Genomic DNA, 16,705 nt, shown 5'->3' with positions numbered 1-16,705 from the left:
GGCTCCTCGGTCTGCGCAATTACCTTTGTCATTCCGGGGCTTCGCGTAGCGAAGAACCCGGAATCCACGACTGGGTGAGCGGCTGACATTTGGGTATTGAAGGTCTCGCCCAGTCGTGGGTTCCGGGTTCGCGCCTGCGGCGCGCCCCGGAATGACAAAGGTAGAGTTGGGCGCTGCTGCGATAAGGCCGGAGCGACTAACTTGAGAAGGGCAGCCAGCGCCGCTCGGCGGAGGACACCACCGCGCATTCGATGAAGCGCACGCCGCGGGCGCCGTCACCGACCGTCGGATAGTCCGCATCCAGCGGATCGGCCGTCGTGCCGGCCTTGCGGGCGCGGATATCGGCAAAGACGCCGCGATAGATATTGGCGAAGGCCTCGATAAAGCCCTCCGGATGTCCCGCCGGGATGTGGCCGGCGCGGCGGGCCGATTCGCAGAGCCAGGGCGAGGCGCGCGTGAAGATCTCGGTCGGCCCCTCGCGGCGGTGATGGACGAGCCGGTTCGGTTCCTCCTGCCGCCATTCCAGCGTGCCGTTCTCGCCGGAGACGCGCAGGCGCAGGTCGTTCTCCAGCCCGGCATTGATCTGCGAGGCGACGAGGACGCCGCGCGCACCGCCCTTGAAGCGCAAGAGCATGCTGGCATCGTCGTCAAGTGCACGGCCGGGCACGAGCGCGCCGAGATCGGCGACCAGCTCCTCGATCTGAAGCCCCGCCACGGTCGAGACGAGGTTCTCGGCATGGGAGCCGATATCGCCGAGCGCGCCGGCAATGCCGCTGCGGGCCGGGTCGGTGCGCCAGCTCGCCTGCTTGTTGCCGGTCGCTTCCAATGCGGTCGCGAGCCAGCCCTGGTTATACTCGACCACGACCTTGCGGATGCGGCCGAGCGCGCCGGAGCGCACCATCTCGCGCGCCTGCCGGACCATCGGATAGCCGGTGTAGTTGTAGGTGACGCCGAAGACCGTGCCTTGGCGGGCGACCGTCTCGACCAGTGTCGTGGCCTGTTGGCCGGTATGGGTCAGCGGCTTGTCGCAGACGACATGGAAGCCGGCTTCGGCGAAAGCCTGCGCGATCGGGAAATGCGTGTCGGTCGGCGTGACGATGACGACGATGTCGACGCGCTCCGCCATCGGGCGAGCGAGCTCGGCTTCGAGCAGGGCCTGCCAGCTTGCGTGATTATGCGCATCGGTGAGCCCCAGCGCGCGGCCGGATTCGCGGGCGCGCTCCGGCGTCGAGGAGAGGGCGCCTGCGACCAGTTCCGCCTGTCCGTCGAGCGCGATGGCATGGCGGTGCACGGCGCCGATGAAGGCATCGCGGCCGCCGCCGATCATGGCATAGCGCAGCTTGCGCGGGGTTTCGTCGTTCATCGCGTGACCTGACATTCTAGGCGGTACGGTCAATTGCAAGTTGGCTCCATGTCGGAACCACCTTTGTCATTCCGGGGCTTCGCGTAGCGAAGAACCCGGAACCCACGACCGGGCGTGTCTCTGACTAAGTGGCATGGAACGTCTCGCCCAGTCGTGGTTTCCGGGTTTGCGCCTGCGGCGCGCCCCGGAATGACAACAGACTAGGACAGGCGCCGGTCGAGCGTATCGGCGATCCGCTCGACGAGCGCGGCATGATCCGTCAGCATGTCCTGCAGCGGGCCGATCGGGCGGAAGGCGCGCGAATCCTGCGCCTCCTCGCCCTCGCTCTCCCACGTCTCGATCGCTTCGTCGGCGGCCGTCAGCCAGGATTCCGGCAACGCGCCTTCGATGGGCGTGCCGGCTTCAAGGGCAAGGCGCTCCGCAATTCGCTGGCGGAGCGTGTCTCGGGCGGCGCGAAGCGCATCAAGCTCGTCGGTATGGCGCATGGAACGCTGCCGGCCGCTCAGTGCACGGTGGCGAGGTCGTCGTCGTCCGGGTCGATCAGGCGGTCGAGCCCGAGCTGCTCGACGCCGTCGGTGAACTCGGCGAAGGCGTCGGCATCGGTGGCGAAAGCGTCCTGCCAGACGGTCGAGCCGCCTTGCTCGTCGATGAGCTCGAGGGTCCAGCCGTCGGTGCCCTGGATCTTGTAGATCTCGACCCGCACGGTCAGGCCGTCATGGGTGAAGGACTGCGACAGGGGCGAGCGGATGATGTCGGGAAATTCGGTCATGGCGGCAGTCTAGCAGCTTCGTCGCGGGGGCGCAGCCGTTGCTAGCTGCGCCCCCGTCATTCACTCGGCGGCGGTCGCGCCTGTCGGCTCGGCGCGGCGCAAGCGCCGGACGAGGCGCACGACGCCGACATAGAGAAGCGGAACGAAGAACACGCCGATCACGGTCGCGGCGATCATGCCGCCCATCACGCCGATGCCGATCGAGTTCTGGCTCCCCGATCCAGCGCCCGTGGCAACGGCCAAAGGCGTCACGCCCAGCACGAAGGCGAGCGAGGTCATCAGGATCGGCCGCAGGCGCTGGCGCGCCGCTTCCAGCGTCGCCTCGACGAGGCCCTTGCCCTTGGCTTCCTGCTCGATGGCGAACTCGACGATGAGGATCGCGTTCTTGGCGGCAAGGCCGATCGTCGTCAGCAGGCCGACCTTGAAGTAGACGTCGTTGGTCTGGCCGAAGAGCGTCGCCGCGAGCAGGGCGCCGAAGATGCCGATCGGCACCGACAGCATGACCGCGAAGGGAATCGACCAGCTCTCGTAGAGCGCCGCAAGGCAGAGGAAGACGACCAGCATCGAGAGGGCGTAGAGCGCGACCGCCTGGCTGCCGGAGAGCCGTTCCTGGAAGGACAGGCCGGTCCATTCATGGCCGAAACCAGTCGGCAGTTGCGTGATCAGCCGGTCGATCTCCTCCATCGCCGCGCCGGAGCTGACGCCGGCAGAGGCCGCACCCTGCATCTGGATCGCCGCCGACCCGTTGTAGCGCTCAAGCCGTGGCGAACCGTAGGTCCAGCGTCCTGAGGCGAAGGCGGTGAACGGTACCATCTCGCCGCCCTGGTTGCGGACATACCAGCGCCCGATATCGCCGGGCTGCATGCGGAAGGGCGCATCCGACTGGACATAGACGGATTTCACGCGGCCGCGGTCGATGAAGTCGTTGACATAGGCCGAGCCCCAGGCGGTCGACAGGGTGTTGTTGATCGCGGCGAGGGGCAGGGTCAGCGCGCTCGCCTTCTCCTGGTCGATCTCGACTGAGTATTGGGGGGTGTCCTCCTGCCCGTTCGGGCGCGTGCCGGTGAGCAGCTTGCTTTGAGCGGCAAGGCCCAGCAGCTGGTTGCGGGCTTCCATCAGCCGGGCATGGCCGGCACCGGCGATGTCCTGCAGATAGAAGTCGAAGCCGGCGGTATTGCCGAAGCCCTGGATCGCCGGGGGGGCCAGCGCGTAGACCGTGCCATCCTTGATCGACCGGAAGGCGCCCATGGCGCGGCCGGCGATGGCCTGGGCCGCTGCCTGTTTGCCGGTGCGTTCCGCGAAGGGCTTCAGGCGGACGAAGGCGAGGCCGACATTCTGGCCCTGGCCGGCGAAGCTGAAGCCGGCGACGGTCAGCACGCCCTCGACCAGGTCCTTCTCCTTTTCGAGATAGTGCTTCTGAACCTGGTCGAGCACGCGCAGCGTCCGGTCCTGCGTGGCGCCGACGGGAAGCTGTACGACGGTCAGCAGGATGCCCTGGTCCTCGTCGGGCAGGAAGGAGGAGGGCATGCGGACGAAGAGCCAGGCCATGCCGCCGCCGATCAGCAGGAAGACCATCAGGAAGCGCATGGGCCGCGCGATCATCCCGGCGACGCCGGAGCGGTAACCATTGGTGGTGCGTTCGAAATTGCGGTTGAACCAGCCGAAGAAGCCCTTGCGCGGGCCATGATCGCCGTGCGGCTTGAGCAGCGTGGCGCAAAGCGCAGGGGTGAGCACCAGCGCCACCACGACCGACAGTGCCATCGCGGTGACGATCGTGATCGAGAACTGACGATAGATGATGCCGACCGAGCCGCCGAAGAAGGCCATCGGCACGAACACGGCCGAGAGCACGGTGGCGATGCCGACCAGCGCGCCGGTGATCTCGCCCATCGACTTGATCGTCGCTTCCTTGGGCGAAAGCTTCTCCTCCTGCATCACGCGCTCGACATTTTCGACGACTACGATGGCGTCGTCGACGAGCAGGCCGATGGCGAGCACCATCGCGAACATCGTCAGCGTGTTGATCGAGTAGCCGGCGAGCGCCAGCACGCCGAAGGTGCCGAGCAGCACGACGGGCACGGCCAGCATCGGGATGAAGGTCGCGCGCAGGTTCTGCAGGAAGACGTACATCACGATGAAGACGAGGATGATCGCCTCGAACAGCGTGTGGACGACCTTCTCGATTGAGAGCGTCACGAAGGGCGTGGTGTCGTAGGGGTAGGTGACCTCGACGCCTTCCGGCAGCGTCTGCTTCAGGCGCTCGATCGTCGCGGTCACGGCCTTGGCGGTGTCGATCGCGTTGGCGCCGGTGGCGAGGCTGATGGCGAGGCCGGTCGTCGGCTTGCCGTTGTAGAACGAGACGGTGTCGTAGCTCTTGGCGCCGAGCTCGACGCGGGCGACGTCATTCAGCCGGACGATCGAGCCGGAGGCACCGCTCTTGAGGATGATGTTCTCGAACTGCGAGACCGTCTGCAATCGCGAGAGCGCGGTCACGGTGGCGTTGAGCTGCTGGCCGCCGACCTGGGGCAGGCCGCCGAGCTGGCCGGCCGAGACCTGCGTGTTCTGTGCCTCGATGGCGACGGCAATGTCGCTCGGCATCAGCGCGTATTTGCGCAGCTTGTCGGGGTCGAGCCAGATGCGCATGGCATAGCCGGCGCCGAAGAGCTGGGTCGAGCCGACGCCCTCGACACGCTTCAGCGTGTCGTTGAGGGTCGAGTCGACATAGTCGGCGAGGTCGGTCGTCGACATCCGCCCGTCCTGCGAGACGAAGGCGACGACCATCAGAAAGCCGGTGGAGGCCTTGGCGACCGAGATGCCGGTGCTCTGCACCACGGCCGGCAGCTGGCGCGTGACGAGCTGCAGCTTGTTCTGCACCTGCATCTGCGCGACGTCGGGATCGGCCTGGCTGTTGAAGGTCAGGGTGATCTGGGCGTTGCCGGTCGAGGTCGAGGTCGCCGTCATGTATTGCAGGTTGTCGACGCCGGTCATGCCTTGCTCGATGACCTTGGTCACCGAGTTCTCGACGGTCTGCGCGTCGGCGCCGGGATAGTTGGCACTGATCTGGACGGTCGTCGGCGCGATCTGCGGATATTGCGAGATCGGCAGGCTGCGCAGGGCGAGCAGCCCCGCCAGCATGATGACGATGGCGACGACCCAGGCGAAGATCGGCCTTTCGATGAAGAAGCGCGACATGGCGTCAGTTCTTCGCCGTGTTGCCGGCGGCGGGCAATTCGGCCCGGCGGTTGGCGGATTTCAGCTCGCCAGTTGCTTCATCGACGCTGACCTCGTTCACGGTCACGCTCTGGCCCGGGCGCACGAGCTGGCCGCCCTCGACGATGATGCGCTCGCCATCCTTCACGCCGCTGTCGACCAGCCAGTTGTTGCCGATATGGCGGCGCGTATTCAGCACGCGCTCCTCGACCTTGCCTTCGGCCGAGACGAACTTGGCGGTTGCCTCGCCCTTGGTGTTGCGCCCGACGGCGCGCTGCGGCAGCAGGAAATTGTTCTCGGCGATGCCTTCCTGGATCTCGGCGCGGACGAACATGCCGGGCAGCAGCAGCCGCTCCGGATTCGGGAACTCGGCGCGCACGCTGAAGGTGCCGGTGGTCTCGTTGATGTTCGCCTCGGCGAACTCGAGTTTGCCCGATTGCGCGTAGGCGTCGCCGGTGTCGAGCTTGAGCTTCACCGCGACATTGGGCCCGGTGAACTTCAACCGGCCCGAGGCGATGTCGTTGCGGAACTTCAGCAGATTGGTGCTCGACTGGGTGACGTCGACATTGATCGGGTCGAGCTTGCGGATCGTGGTCAGGACGGCCGCCTGGTTGGCGGTGACTAGCGCGCCCTGGGTCAGCGCCGACTTGTCGACGCGGCCGTCGATCGGCGCGGTGACCTTGGTGTAGGCGAGGTTGATCCTGGCCGCCTCGACATTGGCCTTGGCGGCTGCGACATCGGCCTGAGCCTGGCCCAGGGTGGCGTTGGCGTCGTCCGAATCCTGCTTGCTGCCGGCATTGCGCTGGAGCAGCTCGCGATAGCGATCGGCCCGCACCTGCGCGTTGGCGACGGCGGCCTCGGCCTTGTGCTGGGCGGCGACAGCGCTGTCGAGGGCGGCCTGATAGGGGGCTGGGTCGATCTCGTAGAGCACGTCCCCTGCCTTGACCTCGCTGCCCTCGCGGAACAGCCGCGACTTGATGATGCCATTCACCTGCGGCCGGATCTCGGCGATCAAGCTCGCCGAGACGCGGCCCGGCAGCTCCGCCGTGATCGCCACGGGCTGCGGATGCAGCGTGACGACGCTGACCTGGAACTGCGGCTGCGGCGGCGCCGCCGCCTTCTCGGAATTGCAGGCAGCCAGCATCGCTGCGAGCAGCAGAGCGCTCGGCAGGGCATGGCGGGAAGAGGAGGGGGCGCGCTCGGCCGGCATGCAGACTCTCTTTTGGAAACTGATGAGTTTCTTATCTCTTGATTTCCGCGACTGTCAAACGCAAGAATGCGGCGCGATGGTGGGCGCAGTGATGACAAGCGGAAAAGCGAGCGAAAAATCCGCATCGATCCGGGGGCGTGGGCGCCCCAAGACGCGTTCCGACGATGCCGAGCGTCAGCGGATCGTGCACTCCGCCCGCGATCTGTTCCTCGATGTGGGCTATGGCGGCACGACGATGGATGCGGTGGCGGCGCGCTGCGGCGTTTCGAAGCGCACGCTCTACCAGTTGTTCCCGGCCAAGACCGATCTGTTCCGGGTGATGGTGGCCGATCACCGGCGCTCGATGCTGGCGCTGCCGCGCCCTGGCGGCGAGGCTCTGCCGCTGCTGGAGACGCTTGCCGCGATCTTCCGCCTCGACATCGACGATATCGACAATCGCGATCGATTGGCCTTCATCAGGCTCGTCCTTGCCGATTCGGATCGGTTCAGCGAGATCGGCGAAATGATCGAGCAGGAGGGCGCGGAGCCCGCGCGACGCCTTCTTGAGGATTGGCTCGTTGGCCAGCAGGAACGCGGCATGCTTCGCGCCTTTCCTGCAGATGCGCTGGCTCGCATGTTGATGGACATGATCTTCTCGGTGCTGATCAAGCGCTTTCCCGGCGACCGGCTGCTGACAGTCGAGGAGCGGATGCGGCACGCGCGGCTCTGCCTCACGGTGTTCCTGGAGGGAGTGGCGGCGCAGGCCGGGTGATCGGCAGGATGGCGACGCATGAAGGAGCTGAAGCTCGCTGAAATGCGCGCCCGCCCATTATGTTCGCGAATGATGAGTTTCGGCTTGGCCGAGCCACGCAGGAGTGGCTGGGGGACTAGGATTCGAACCTAGACAACCAGAGTCAGAGTCTGGGGTCCTACCGTTAGACGATCCCCCAACGACAGGGCGCTTGGTGCAGCGCCGCGTTGGTGAGCCGGGGTCTAATCAATGCGATCCGGCTTGGCAAGAGCAGAATTCATCGTCGATGCGAAACGCTTCACAGAAACGTCGTCATGCACCTTCTGCGAGACCGCTCGGGCTCGGTCGTTCCGGCCTGCACTGGCGGTTGCGCTACCGATCTGCGCAGGGCGCATGCAACTCGCCTTGCGCGTCACCGCCCTCATCGGAGAACATCTCGGCATGAATCAGCATGACGCCGCCGCCGCGCTCTCCGTCTGGGTTGCGCTTGAAAGCCCCACCAGCCACCCTGCCGGCCTGAACGGCATGATGGACCTCGTCCAGAAGGAGGTCGCCGGGCTGCCGATCGCGGTCGAGCGCATTCCCGGCCGCGACGGGCTCGGCGACATGGTCGTGCTGCGCGCCGGTCTCGACAACGGCCAGCCCGCTGTCGCCGTGATGTCGCATCTCGATACGGTGCATCCGGTCGGTACCAGCGCCAAGGAATTACCCGTCAGGATCGAGGGAGACCGGCTCTACGGCCCCGGTGTCTACGACATGAAGGGCGGTGCCTGGCTCGCCCTGCAGGCCTTCAAGCAGGTCGCGGCCGCAGGCTCGGCCAAGCGGCCGATGACCTTCCTGTTCACGCCGGACGAGGAGATCGGCTCGCCGACAAGCCGCGCGTTGATTGAGGAGATCGGCAAGGGATCGAAGGCGGTGCTCGTCACCGAGCCAGCGCGCTCGGGCGGCAAGATCGTGACTGCTCGAAAGGGCGTCGGCCGCTTCGACGTCAGGCTGGAAGGGCGTCCGGCCCATGCCGGCTCGAAACATGCCGACGGGCGCAGCGCCATCCGCGAGGCGGCGCACCAGATCCTCGCGATCGAGGGCATGACCGATTATGCGCGCGGCATCACCACCAGCGTCGCGCTGATCGGCGGCGGTACAGCGGCGAATGTCATTCCGCAGCATGCCTGGTTCAGCGTCGATTGCCGCGTCACTACGCTCGCCGATGGCACGATGATGGAGAACCGCATCCTCAGCCTGAAACCGCATGATCCGGATGTTCAGCTCCGCATCACCGGTGGCATGAACCGGCCACCCTACGAGAAGTCGGACGCCGTGGCCGAGCTGTTCGAGCTGGCGCGCAAGGTCGCGGCCGATGTCGGCTTCGACCTGCAGGATTGCCCGATGACCGGCGGCGGCTCAGACGGCAATTTCACGGCGGCACTCGGCGTGCCCACCCTCGACGGGCTCGGCATCGACGGTGACGGCGCCCATACGTTGCAGGAATACGGGCTGATCTCGTCCATCGCGCCGCGGCAGGCGCTGATGAAGGGCCTGCTGCAAACGATCTGAGCGCGATCTGCTTCTGTATCGGTTTTCAAGGACGACGCGGGTCATCCCGGGCGACCGCAGGGAGACCCGGGATCCATGCCTGAACCTTTCATGGAAGCGCTCCGGCATGGATCCCGGGGCTGGGCTTCGCTCCGCCCGGGATGACACGCGGATTTGAATTCGAGAGCAGTGGACAAGAAAAAAGCCCCTCGCATCGCGAGGGGCTTTTTCATATCGGGAGCTGCCGAAGCCTCAGGCTTCCGGCTCGCCCATGCCGCCGGCGGCGAGGAATTTCTCGAGCCAGTGGATGTTGTAGTCGCCGTTGAGGATGTCCTGGTTGCGCACCAGCGTGCGGAACAGCGGGAGCGTCGTATCGACGCCGTCGACGACGAACTCGTCGAGCGAACGGCGCAGGCGCATCAGGCATTCGTCGCGGTTACGGCCATGCACGATCAGCTTGCCGACGAGCGAGTCATAATGCGGCGGGATCGAATAGCCCTGATAGGCCGCCGAATCGACGCGCACGCCGAGGCCGCCCGGCGTGTGGAACGAGGCGATCTTGCCGGGCGAGGGGCGGAAGGTCGCGTGATGCTCGGCATTGACCCGGCACTCGATGGCATGGCCCTCGATGATGATGTCGGACTGCTTGAGCGAGAGCGGCGCGCCCGCGGCGATGCGGATCTGCTCGTTGACGAGGTCGATCCCGGTGATCATCTCGGTCACCGGATGCTCGACCTGGATGCGGGTGTTCATCTCGATGAAGTAGAACTCGCCATCCTCGTAGAGGAACTCGATTGTGCCGGCGCCGCGATATTGCAGCTCGCGCATCGCCTTGGCGCAGATCTCGCCGATCCGGTCGCGCTCGCCGGCATTCAGCGCAGGCGAGGGGCCTTCTTCCCAGACTTTCTGGTGGCGACGCTGCAGCGAGCAGTCGCGCTCGCCGAGATGGATGGCGTTGCCGCGGCCGTCGCCGAGCACCTGGATCTCGATATGGCGCGGCTTCTCGAGGTATTTCTCGATATAGACCGCGTCATCGCCGAAATTGGCCTTGGCCTCGCTGCGAGCGGTGGCGAGCAGGACGGCGATCTCGTCCTCGGTGCGGACCACCTTCATGCCCTTGCCGCCGCCGCCGGAGGCAGCCTTGATGATGACGGGCAGGCCGATCTCGCGGATGATGCGCAGCGCCTCGGCCTCGTCGGCGACGCCGCCCTCGGAGCCGGGCACACAGGGAATGCCGAGGCGCTTGGCGGTGCGCTTGGCCTCGATCTTGTCGCCCATCGAGCGGATATGCTCGGCCTTGGGGCCGATGAAGGTGATGTTGTGCCGGTCCAGGATGTCGGCGAAGCGGGCGTTCTCGGAGAGGAAGCCGTAGCCGGGATGGACCGCATCGGCGCCGGTGATCTCGCAAGCCGCGATCAGGGCGGGGATGTTGAGATAGCTCTCGCGGGCCGGCGGCGGCCCGATGCAGACGCTCTCATCGGCGAGGCGCACATGCATGGCGTTGGCGTCGGCCGTGGAATGCACAGCGACGGTCGCGATGCCGAGCTCCTTGGCGGCGCGCAGCACGCGCAGCGCGATCTCTCCACGATTGGCGATCAGGATCTTGTCGAACATCTTGAAATCCAAATCGGCGGCGCGCGGCGCCACGCTCACTCGATCACCAGCAGCGGCTCGCCGTATTCCACCGGCTGGCCGTCCTCGACCATGATGGCCGTGACCTTGCCGGCGCGGGGCGCGACGATGTCGTTGAAGGTCTTCATCGCCTCGACGAGCAGGATGCGCTCGCCCTGCTTCACGATGCTGCCCACTTCGACGAAGGGCTTGGCATCGGGCGAGGGGCGGCGATAGGCGGTGCCGACCATCGGGGAGGGCACGGCGCCGGGATGGGCCGCGGTCGGCTTGGCCTCGACCGGAGCGGCAACCGCGGCGGCGACCGGGGCCGGCATCGCGACCATCGGGGCAGCGGCGGGAACCTGCACGGTCGTGGAGATGTTGCGGGCGACGCGGACGCGCAGATCGCCCTTTTCGACCTCGATCTCGGTGAGATCGGTCTGGTTCAGGAGCTCTGCAAGCTCGCGGACAAGTTCGGGGTCGATCGGGCTCTTGGTCGCCATGGCGGGTATCACCGTCTTCTTCGGATATTCGGATGGAGGCGACGGCCCTGGCCGTGCTCCCGTTCAAAAAGGTTCAGGCGGTCTTCGCCGCCCGCTTTTCCAGCAGCGGCACGATCGCGTCGAGAGCGAGATCATAGCTCGCGACGCCGAAGCCGCAGATCACGCCGACGCAGACCGGCGCCATATAGGAATGGTGCCGGAATTCCTCGCGCGCATGCACGTTGGAGATATGGACCTCGATCGCCAGCGCATCGACGCCCTTGATCGCGTCGCGCAGGGCCACCGAGGTGTGGGTATAGGCGCCCGCGTTGATGATGACGCCGGCGCCGGCCAAACCCGCCTGCTGGATGAAGGTGACGAGCTCGCCCTCGAAATTGGTCTGGCGGAAGGTGAGATCGACGCCCGCCGCCTCTGCCTTGCGGCGCAGGCGCTCCTCGACGCCGGCCAGCGTGACCGCGCCATAGGTTCCGGGCTCGCGGGTTCCGAGCAGGTTGAGATTGGGTCCGTTCAGGACGTGGACGGCGACCATAGGTGGCGTTGATTCCGGCACCGCGCGCGGGCGGCAGGAGCCGCCCTCATAAACGTTGCAGGCCGGCAGGGGAAGCCTGAAGCACCCTGCCGGCTTATCGGGTTCGTTGGTGGCGGTCGTTCAGCCGGCGCAGTCGGTCTTGCCGCAGCGGCGCACGGAATCGATCTTCGCCTTGAGAGCGGCCTGGCCGACCGCGCCGAAGACGATCTCGTCGCCGATGATGAAGGCCGGCGTGCCGGTGAGGCCGAGGCGGTCGCCAAGCGCGACGGTGTCGGCGATCGCGGCCTTGGTGGCCGGCGCCTCCATGTCCTTCTTCAACTGGGCGACATCGGCGCCGGCTTCCTTGGCGACCTCGAGCGCCTTGGCGGCATTGATCTTGCCCTTCACGGCCATCAGCTTGTTGTGGAACTCGAAATATTTCGGGCCCTGAAGCTGGTTCTTGGCGGCGATGGCGACGCGGCTGGCCTCGACCGAATCAGGTCCGAGGATCGGGAAATCCTTGAGCACGACGCGCAGCTTGGGATCGGCCTTGGAGAGCGCGGTGACGTCCTCCATCGCCCTTTTGCAGTAGCCGCAATTGTAATCCATGAACTCGACGAGGGTGATGTCGCCCTCGGGATTGCCGATGATGACGGACGTCGCCGGATCGGTGATGCGGGCCTTCTCGGCCGCGACCGCGCTGCGCTGGGCATCGGCCTGGGCGACCGTGTTGCGGCGCTCCAGCTCGATCAGGGCGTCCTGGATGATCTCGGGATTCTTCAGGATCGTCTCGCGGATCAGATCTGTCACCGCCTTGCGCTGCTCGGGCGAGAGAGGCTGGCCCTGCGCCATGGCCGGTGCGGCGGAAGCCGCGAGCCAGAGGCTCAGCGCGACGGCAGCTGGCCGCAGGCAGGCACGCGCCATGCTGATGAGGGTCGGGAAAGCCATCTCGTCATCCTTTCAAAGCCGCCAGGCGGAAAATCGCGACTGAAGCAGCGTTTCCAGCCGCGAGGTTGTGGTTGTTCGGGGGGCGAAGGTCAAATCACAGCTCTGCCACCGGATGCGGCCGATGGTTGCAGGGCGCGACAGGCTCGGCTACGCGGGCGGGCCTCCTTACGAAACCGGACAAGCCGATGTCGAAGCCCCTGATCGTGCCCGCCGCCTTGCCCGCTCTGGCCGAGCGGGCCGAGCGCGTCGCCCCCTTCATCGTCATGGACGTGATGAACCAGGCGGCGGCCATCGAGCGCCGCGGCGGCTCGGTCGTGCATATGGAGGTCGGGCAACCCTCGGCGCCGACGCCGGCCTCGATCCGCGCCGCAGCAGCCAAGGCGCTGGAGCATGGCCGGATCGGGTACACGCAGGCGCTCGGCACGGATTCGCTGAGAGAACGCATCGCGCGGCATTATCAGGACGCTTATGGCGTCCAGGTGGCGGCCGAGCGCGTTGTCGTTACGACAGGTTCGTCCGGCGGCTTCATCCTCGCCTTCCTCGCCTGCTTCCAGCCGGGTTCGCGGATCGCGATCACCGCGCCGGGCTACCCCGCCTACCGCAATATCCTGATTGCGCTCGGGCTGGAGCCGGTCGCGATCGAGGTCGGCCCCGAGACGCGCTTCGCGCTGACGCCGGACCTGATCGAGTGCGCCCACCGCGAGAAGCCGCTGGCCGGCGTGCTGACCATGAGCCCGGCCAACCCGACCGGCGTGGTGATGACGCCGGAGGCCATCGCGGATGTTGCCGCCTGCTGCCGCAAGCTCGGGCTCTGGTACATCTCTGACGAGATCTATCACGGCCTGACCTACGAGACCCCGGCGACGACGGCGCTCGCCGCCGATCCCGACGCGATCATCGTCAACTCCTTCTCCAAGTACTACTGCATGACCGGCTGGCGTGTCGGCTGGCTCGTGGTGCCGCAGCGCCTTGTGCGCACGATCGAGCGGTTGCAGCAGAATTTCTCGATCTCGGTGCCCTATCTCAGCCAGGTGGCGGGTGAGGCGGCTTTCGACGCGACGGCGGAATGCGAGGCGATCAAGGCTGGCTATGCGCAAAACCGCGCCTTCCTGCTCAAGGCGCTGCCGGAGATCGGTCTTGGCGACTTCCTGCCGGTGGACGGCGCCTTCTACATCTATCTCGACATCGGCCGATACTCGAACGATTCCATGGCCTTCTGCCGCAGCGTTCTCGAGGAGGCCGGCGTCGCGATCACGCCCGGGCTCGATTTCGACGAGGCGCGCGGCGCGCGCACGATCAGGCTTTCCTTCGCTGGTTCGCTCAGTGAATGCGAGGACGCGGTGACGCGGATCGGCGGCTGGATGAAGAAGCGCTGACGAAAGCTTCGCCCGGCCACGCGAATGGCTTGCAAGATTTAGCGAAACCTCAGCATTCTGCGTCCTGGGGATAGCACGGAGACCTGCCATGAACGTCGCTGCATCGGGCGGAACCGTCCCGCGGCGTAGCATTGTCCGGCCAGCTGTGCTGTTCGGCTGGCTGGCGCTCGCCTTTGCATGTGTCTCGCCGGGCGCGCCAGCGATGGCCGAGGGCCCACCCTCCGTGGTTCTCAACCTGCGCGGCGACGAGACGCCCGAGGCGATCCGCAAGATGGTCGATGCCCTGTCGGCTCCCGGGCGACAGGTTGAGATCAGGGTCGGCGGCGCGACCGCGGTCCCCGTTGCGGCGACACCGGCTGAGCCCGCCGGGAAGGCGAAGCCCGCCGCCACTCAGCCCGCGCCCGCTCTGTCGATGGCGGATGAGGAAGGCTTCCAGGCCGAGGTTAGCGCCCTCGTCGACCGCTTTATCGACGGTGTCGAATATGGCGGCGCTTCGATTCCCGCTATCGGCGAACTGCCGGACAGCTGGGCACGCGCCTGGCTGCGCAATCTCAATGGCCGCGAAGGAGCAACCGCCGGCTGGCGCGTCTTCGGCATCATCTGCCTTGCGCTCACTGCCGCTTTCGCCTTCCGGCTCGCGACCGCCCGCTGGTTCGCGCGCAAGATGCAGCCTGCGGGGCTGGAATTCACGCCTCGCCTCATCGCCTCGTCCTGGGGTCTGCTCCAGGATGTCGCGACACTCCTGCTCGCCCTGGCCGTGGCGCGAGTCACCCGCAATGCCTGGCTGCCTGAGAGCGATTTCGCCAATATCGCTCTCACAACCAGCGCCAACGGCGCGGCGATCGGCGCGCTCTACATGGCTGTCGGCCGTTTCCTGCTCGCACCCGGCGCGCCGGAACGGCGGATCATGCCGCTGCCGCGCGCCGAGGTGCATTTCCGGCGGTTCGTCGCCTACGCGATCCTGACGCCGCTGATCGTGACCAGCATCCTGCTTTCCCACCATGTCAGCGCGGGGCCGCGGCCCGTGACGGGGCTGATCGCGCTGACAGGTCTTCTCATCACGCTGTTCAAGATCTGGTGGTTCCATGACGGGCGGCACGATCTGGCTGCGCTAATCCTGTCGGGCTCCTCCGAGCCCGGCCCGATCCGGCGGCTGATCGCGACCGGTACGGCCTGGTTCTACATCGCCACGACGGCCCTGTTGTGGATGGTCAGCAGCGCCGCCGCGATGATGTCGAATGGCGGGCGCTGGGCCGAAGCCTCGGCGATGACCCAGGTGGCGATCGTCCTGATCCCGATCCTCGCCGTCGGCGTTGCCAGCCTGCTGCGCTGCCATGCGATGCGGCGCGAGGCGGAGCAAGGCGTCACCCCGATGATGCGCGCAAGTGGCGCGGCCCTGCGTGCGGCGGCTGTCGGCGTGCTATGGGCCGCCGGCTTCTTCGTGCTGTCGCGCCTCTGGGCCGGCTTGCTGCTCGGCGTCAGTTCGGCGCAGTTCGCCGCCGTGATGCGCCAGACGGCCGGTGTCGCGATCTTCGCCTTCATCGGCTGGGTGGCACTCGTCTTCCTGCATGCGTTCTTCGATGCCTATACGCCGCGGCGGCGCGTCGTCGGACCCGGCGACGAGGATGTTGCGCATGAGGAGAGCGTGCCGAGCCGGCTGGCGACGGTGCTGCCGGTCCTGCGCGGCGTCGTTCTGGGCGCGGTGCTCGGCCTCACCATCCTCATCGTGCTGTCGCGGCTGGGCGTCGATATCGGCCCGCTGCTCGCCGGCTTCGGCATCCTCGGCCTTGCCCTTTCCTTCGGCTCGCAAGCATTGGTGCGCGATGTCGTCTCCGGCGTGTTCTTCATGCTGGAGGACGCCTTCCGCGTCGGCGAATATGTCGATACCGGCCGGCTCAAGGGCACGGTCGAGAAGATTTCGCTGCGCTCGATGCAGTTGCGCCACCAGAGCGGCCAGATCCACACCGTGCCTTTCGGCCAGGTTCAGTCGCTGACCAATGCCAGCCGCGACTGGGCGACGATCAAATTCAATGTCCGTCTCGACCATTCCGCCGATATCGAGCAGGCCCGCAAGGCGATCAAGAAGACCGGCATCGCGCTGATGGAGGACCCCGAATACGGGCCGCATTTCATCGCCCCGCTCAAGATGCAGGGCGTCGCCGACATCACCGACAGCGCCATCGTGATCCGGTTGAAATTCACCAGCAAGCCGAACCAGTCCTCGATGCTGCAGCGGGAGTCGCTGAAGCGGGTCTATCGCGCCCTCAACGACGCGCATGTGCCCTTCGCCTCGAACGCCGTCACGGTGCGCGGCGGCGAGGGCGGTTCGCAGAGCCAGGCGGCCGCCGCGATCAAGGCCGTGCCGCCGCCGGTCCCGCTTGCGCCAGTCCCGGGTTGAGATGGGCTGATCGTCGCCATCGGCGGATCGGCAGGGCTCGTCTCTACCAGGGCCTGCCCCTCTGGACAGAGTTCCAGAGCGTGCCGCCGAACAGATCGAACAGCTCCGAGAAGCCGGAGCGCCCCCATCCGAGGAAGACCAGCCCGAAGCCTATGACGGCGAGGAGGGCGCCGGCATAGGCGAACAGGCGAGCCGAGGAGGTGAAGGCTGCAATCTCCACGCGCCGGCCCGCCCGCTCGGCAGGGTTTTGCGCGCGCTCGGCGTGGAAATGATCGGCGTAAAGCGTAGGCGTCGTCTGCGTGCCGACGGGACGGTCTCCCTCAAGCTCGACCCTGAGCGCGATGAAAAGCACCAGCAGCCCGAGCATGCCCACGCCGAACCAGCCGATCGCACTCCGTGCGAGATAGGCGAGGCCGAGCAGGCCGATGGCGATCAGCGCAATCATGACGAGACGCTCGCGATTGCGTGGCGGCGGTATCGGCTCCTGCCTGAAGTGGATCGGTCTCCGGGCGGCAATTCTGGCTGGTTTACCCGCCCGTGAAAACA

Annotated in this window: 14 protein-coding genes and 1 tRNA gene; 4 read left to right on the top strand and 11 right to left on the bottom strand. The window is 66.6% G+C overall.

Translation table 11 applies throughout. The features are described 5' to 3' along the window. Window positions 1-196: 196 nt before the first annotated feature. The 5 genes from ACODTJ_RS15110 to ACODTJ_RS15090 form a co-directional block, all read right to left on the bottom strand. Window positions 197-1,363 (bottom strand): Gfo/Idh/MocA family protein, encoded by a 1,167-nt coding sequence (locus ACODTJ_RS15110; protein WP_454656818.1) that lies wholly within the window; start codon window positions 1,361-1,363, stop codon window positions 197-199. A 200-nt stretch (window positions 1,364-1,563) separates the two neighbouring features. After that, complete coding sequence (locus tag ACODTJ_RS15105; RefSeq protein ID WP_454656819.1) at window positions 1,564-1,848, bottom strand: hypothetical protein; 285 nt, start codon at window positions 1,846-1,848, stop codon at window positions 1,564-1,566. A gap of 17 nt (window positions 1,849-1,865) precedes the next feature. Next, window positions 1,866-2,132 (bottom strand): hypothetical protein, encoded by a 267-nt coding sequence (locus ACODTJ_RS15100; protein WP_454656820.1) that lies wholly within the window; start codon window positions 2,130-2,132, stop codon window positions 1,866-1,868. Window positions 2,133-2,192: 60 nt separating this feature from the next. Then, window positions 2,193-5,324: an efflux RND transporter permease subunit gene (locus ACODTJ_RS15095; protein ID WP_454656821.1), complete on the bottom strand. Its 3,132-nt coding sequence runs from the start codon at window positions 5,322-5,324 to the stop codon at window positions 2,193-2,195. A 4-nt stretch (window positions 5,325-5,328) separates the two neighbouring features. Further along, the gene (locus tag ACODTJ_RS15090) at window positions 5,329-6,552 is read right to left on the bottom strand and encodes an efflux RND transporter periplasmic adaptor subunit (protein WP_454656822.1); all 1,224 of its coding nucleotides are present in this window, start codon (window positions 6,550-6,552) and stop codon (window positions 5,329-5,331) included. On the opposite strand from ACODTJ_RS15090, the gene ACODTJ_RS15085 reads away from it, so the two are divergent. After that, window positions 6,551-7,303: a TetR/AcrR family transcriptional regulator gene (locus ACODTJ_RS15085; protein WP_454656823.1), complete on the top strand. Its 753-nt coding sequence runs from the start codon at window positions 6,551-6,553 to the stop codon at window positions 7,301-7,303. The two genes, ACODTJ_RS15090 and ACODTJ_RS15085, sit on opposite strands and share 2 nt — an antisense overlap. 104 nt (window positions 7,304-7,407) lie before the next feature. On the opposite strand, the gene ACODTJ_RS15080 is transcribed toward ACODTJ_RS15085, so the two are convergent. Beyond that, window positions 7,408-7,481, bottom strand: a tRNA-Gln gene (locus ACODTJ_RS15080). Window positions 7,482-7,723: 242 nt separating this feature from the next. Between ACODTJ_RS15080 and ACODTJ_RS15075 the strand changes: the two genes are divergently transcribed. Next, window positions 7,724-8,836, top strand: coding sequence for a M20 family metallopeptidase (locus ACODTJ_RS15075; protein WP_454656841.1), 1,113 nt, complete (start codon window positions 7,724-7,726; stop codon window positions 8,834-8,836). A 231-nt stretch (window positions 8,837-9,067) separates the two neighbouring features. Here the strand turns inward: ACODTJ_RS15075 and accC are convergent, their stop codons facing one another. The 4 genes from accC to ACODTJ_RS15055 form a co-directional block, all read right to left on the bottom strand. Continuing rightward, entirely contained in the window at window positions 9,068-10,429 is a 1,362-nt protein-coding gene (gene accC / locus ACODTJ_RS15070; protein ID WP_454656842.1) for an acetyl-CoA carboxylase biotin carboxylase subunit, read from the bottom strand. A gap of 35 nt (window positions 10,430-10,464) precedes the next feature. Continuing rightward, window positions 10,465-10,929, bottom strand: a complete 465-nt coding sequence (accB, locus tag ACODTJ_RS15065; protein WP_454656843.1) for an acetyl-CoA carboxylase biotin carboxyl carrier protein — start codon at window positions 10,927-10,929, stop codon at window positions 10,465-10,467. A 73-nt stretch (window positions 10,930-11,002) separates the two neighbouring features. Beyond that, a complete protein-coding gene (gene aroQ / locus ACODTJ_RS15060; RefSeq protein ID WP_454656844.1) occupies window positions 11,003-11,458 on the bottom strand; it encodes a type II 3-dehydroquinate dehydratase in 456 nt (151 codons plus the stop codon). A gap of 120 nt (window positions 11,459-11,578) precedes the next feature. Continuing rightward, window positions 11,579-12,385, bottom strand: coding sequence for a DsbA family protein (locus ACODTJ_RS15055; protein WP_454656845.1), 807 nt, complete (start codon window positions 12,383-12,385; stop codon window positions 11,579-11,581). Between the two features lie 185 nt (window positions 12,386-12,570). Between ACODTJ_RS15055 and ACODTJ_RS15050 the strand changes: the two genes are divergently transcribed. Together ACODTJ_RS15050 and ACODTJ_RS15045 are read left to right on the top strand one after the other, a co-directional pair. Further along, entirely contained in the window at window positions 12,571-13,761 is a 1,191-nt protein-coding gene (locus ACODTJ_RS15050) for a pyridoxal phosphate-dependent aminotransferase (RefSeq protein ID WP_488849262.1), read from the top strand. 88 nt (window positions 13,762-13,849) lie between these two features. Then, entirely contained in the window at window positions 13,850-16,159 is a 2,310-nt protein-coding gene (locus tag ACODTJ_RS15045; RefSeq protein WP_488849260.1) for a mechanosensitive ion channel family protein, read from the top strand. Window positions 16,160-16,202: 43 nt separating this feature from the next. Here ACODTJ_RS15045 and ACODTJ_RS15040 read toward each other — a convergent pair whose 3' ends face one another. Then, on the bottom strand, window positions 16,203-16,604 hold the full coding sequence (locus ACODTJ_RS15040; protein WP_454656848.1) for a hypothetical protein: 402 nt from the start codon (window positions 16,602-16,604) through the stop codon (window positions 16,203-16,205). Window positions 16,605-16,705 lie beyond the last annotated feature (101 nt).

The sequence above is a fragment of the Allobosea sp. FG18 genome (assembly GCF_057809495.1).
This window is presented reverse-complemented; position numbering and strand designations above follow the sequence as displayed.

What these genes read in the sequence shown, in the direction of transcription:
- ACODTJ_RS15110 (WP_454656818.1), bottom strand. Translation starts at nt 1,363, where the DNA reads ATGAACGACGAAACCCCGCGCAAGCTGCGCTATGCCATGATCGGCGGC.
- ACODTJ_RS15105 (WP_454656819.1), bottom strand. Translation starts at nt 1,848, where the DNA reads ATGCGCCATACCGACGAGCTTGATGCGCTTCGCGCCGCCCGAGACACG.
- ACODTJ_RS15100 (WP_454656820.1), bottom strand. Translation starts at nt 2,132, where the DNA reads ATGACCGAATTTCCCGACATCATCCGCTCGCCCCTGTCGCAGTCCTTC.
- ACODTJ_RS15095 (WP_454656821.1), bottom strand. Translation starts at nt 5,324, where the DNA reads ATGTCGCGCTTCTTCATCGAAAGGCCGATCTTCGCCTGGGTCGTCGCC.
- ACODTJ_RS15085 (WP_454656823.1), top strand. Translation starts at nt 6,551, where the DNA reads ATGCAGACTCTCTTTTGGAAACTGATGAGTTTCTTATCTCTTGATTTC.
- ACODTJ_RS15090 (WP_454656822.1), bottom strand. Translation starts at nt 6,552, where the DNA reads ATGCCGGCCGAGCGCGCCCCCTCCTCTTCCCGCCATGCCCTGCCGAGC.
- ACODTJ_RS15075 (WP_454656841.1), top strand. Translation starts at nt 7,724, where the DNA reads ATGAATCAGCATGACGCCGCCGCCGCGCTCTCCGTCTGGGTTGCGCTT.
- accC (WP_454656842.1), bottom strand. Translation starts at nt 10,429, where the DNA reads ATGTTCGACAAGATCCTGATCGCCAATCGTGGAGAGATCGCGCTGCGC.
- accB (WP_454656843.1), bottom strand. Translation starts at nt 10,929, where the DNA reads ATGGCGACCAAGAGCCCGATCGACCCCGAACTTGTCCGCGAGCTTGCA.
- aroQ (WP_454656844.1), bottom strand. Translation starts at nt 11,458, where the DNA reads ATGGTCGCCGTCCACGTCCTGAACGGACCCAATCTCAACCTGCTCGGA.
- ACODTJ_RS15055 (WP_454656845.1), bottom strand. Translation starts at nt 12,385, where the DNA reads ATGGCTTTCCCGACCCTCATCAGCATGGCGCGTGCCTGCCTGCGGCCA.
- ACODTJ_RS15050 (WP_488849262.1), top strand. Translation starts at nt 12,571, where the DNA reads ATGTCGAAGCCCCTGATCGTGCCCGCCGCCTTGCCCGCTCTGGCCGAG.
- ACODTJ_RS15045 (WP_488849260.1), top strand. Translation starts at nt 13,850, where the DNA reads ATGAACGTCGCTGCATCGGGCGGAACCGTCCCGCGGCGTAGCATTGTC.
- ACODTJ_RS15040 (WP_454656848.1), bottom strand. Translation starts at nt 16,604, where the DNA reads ATGATTGCGCTGATCGCCATCGGCCTGCTCGGCCTCGCCTATCTCGCA.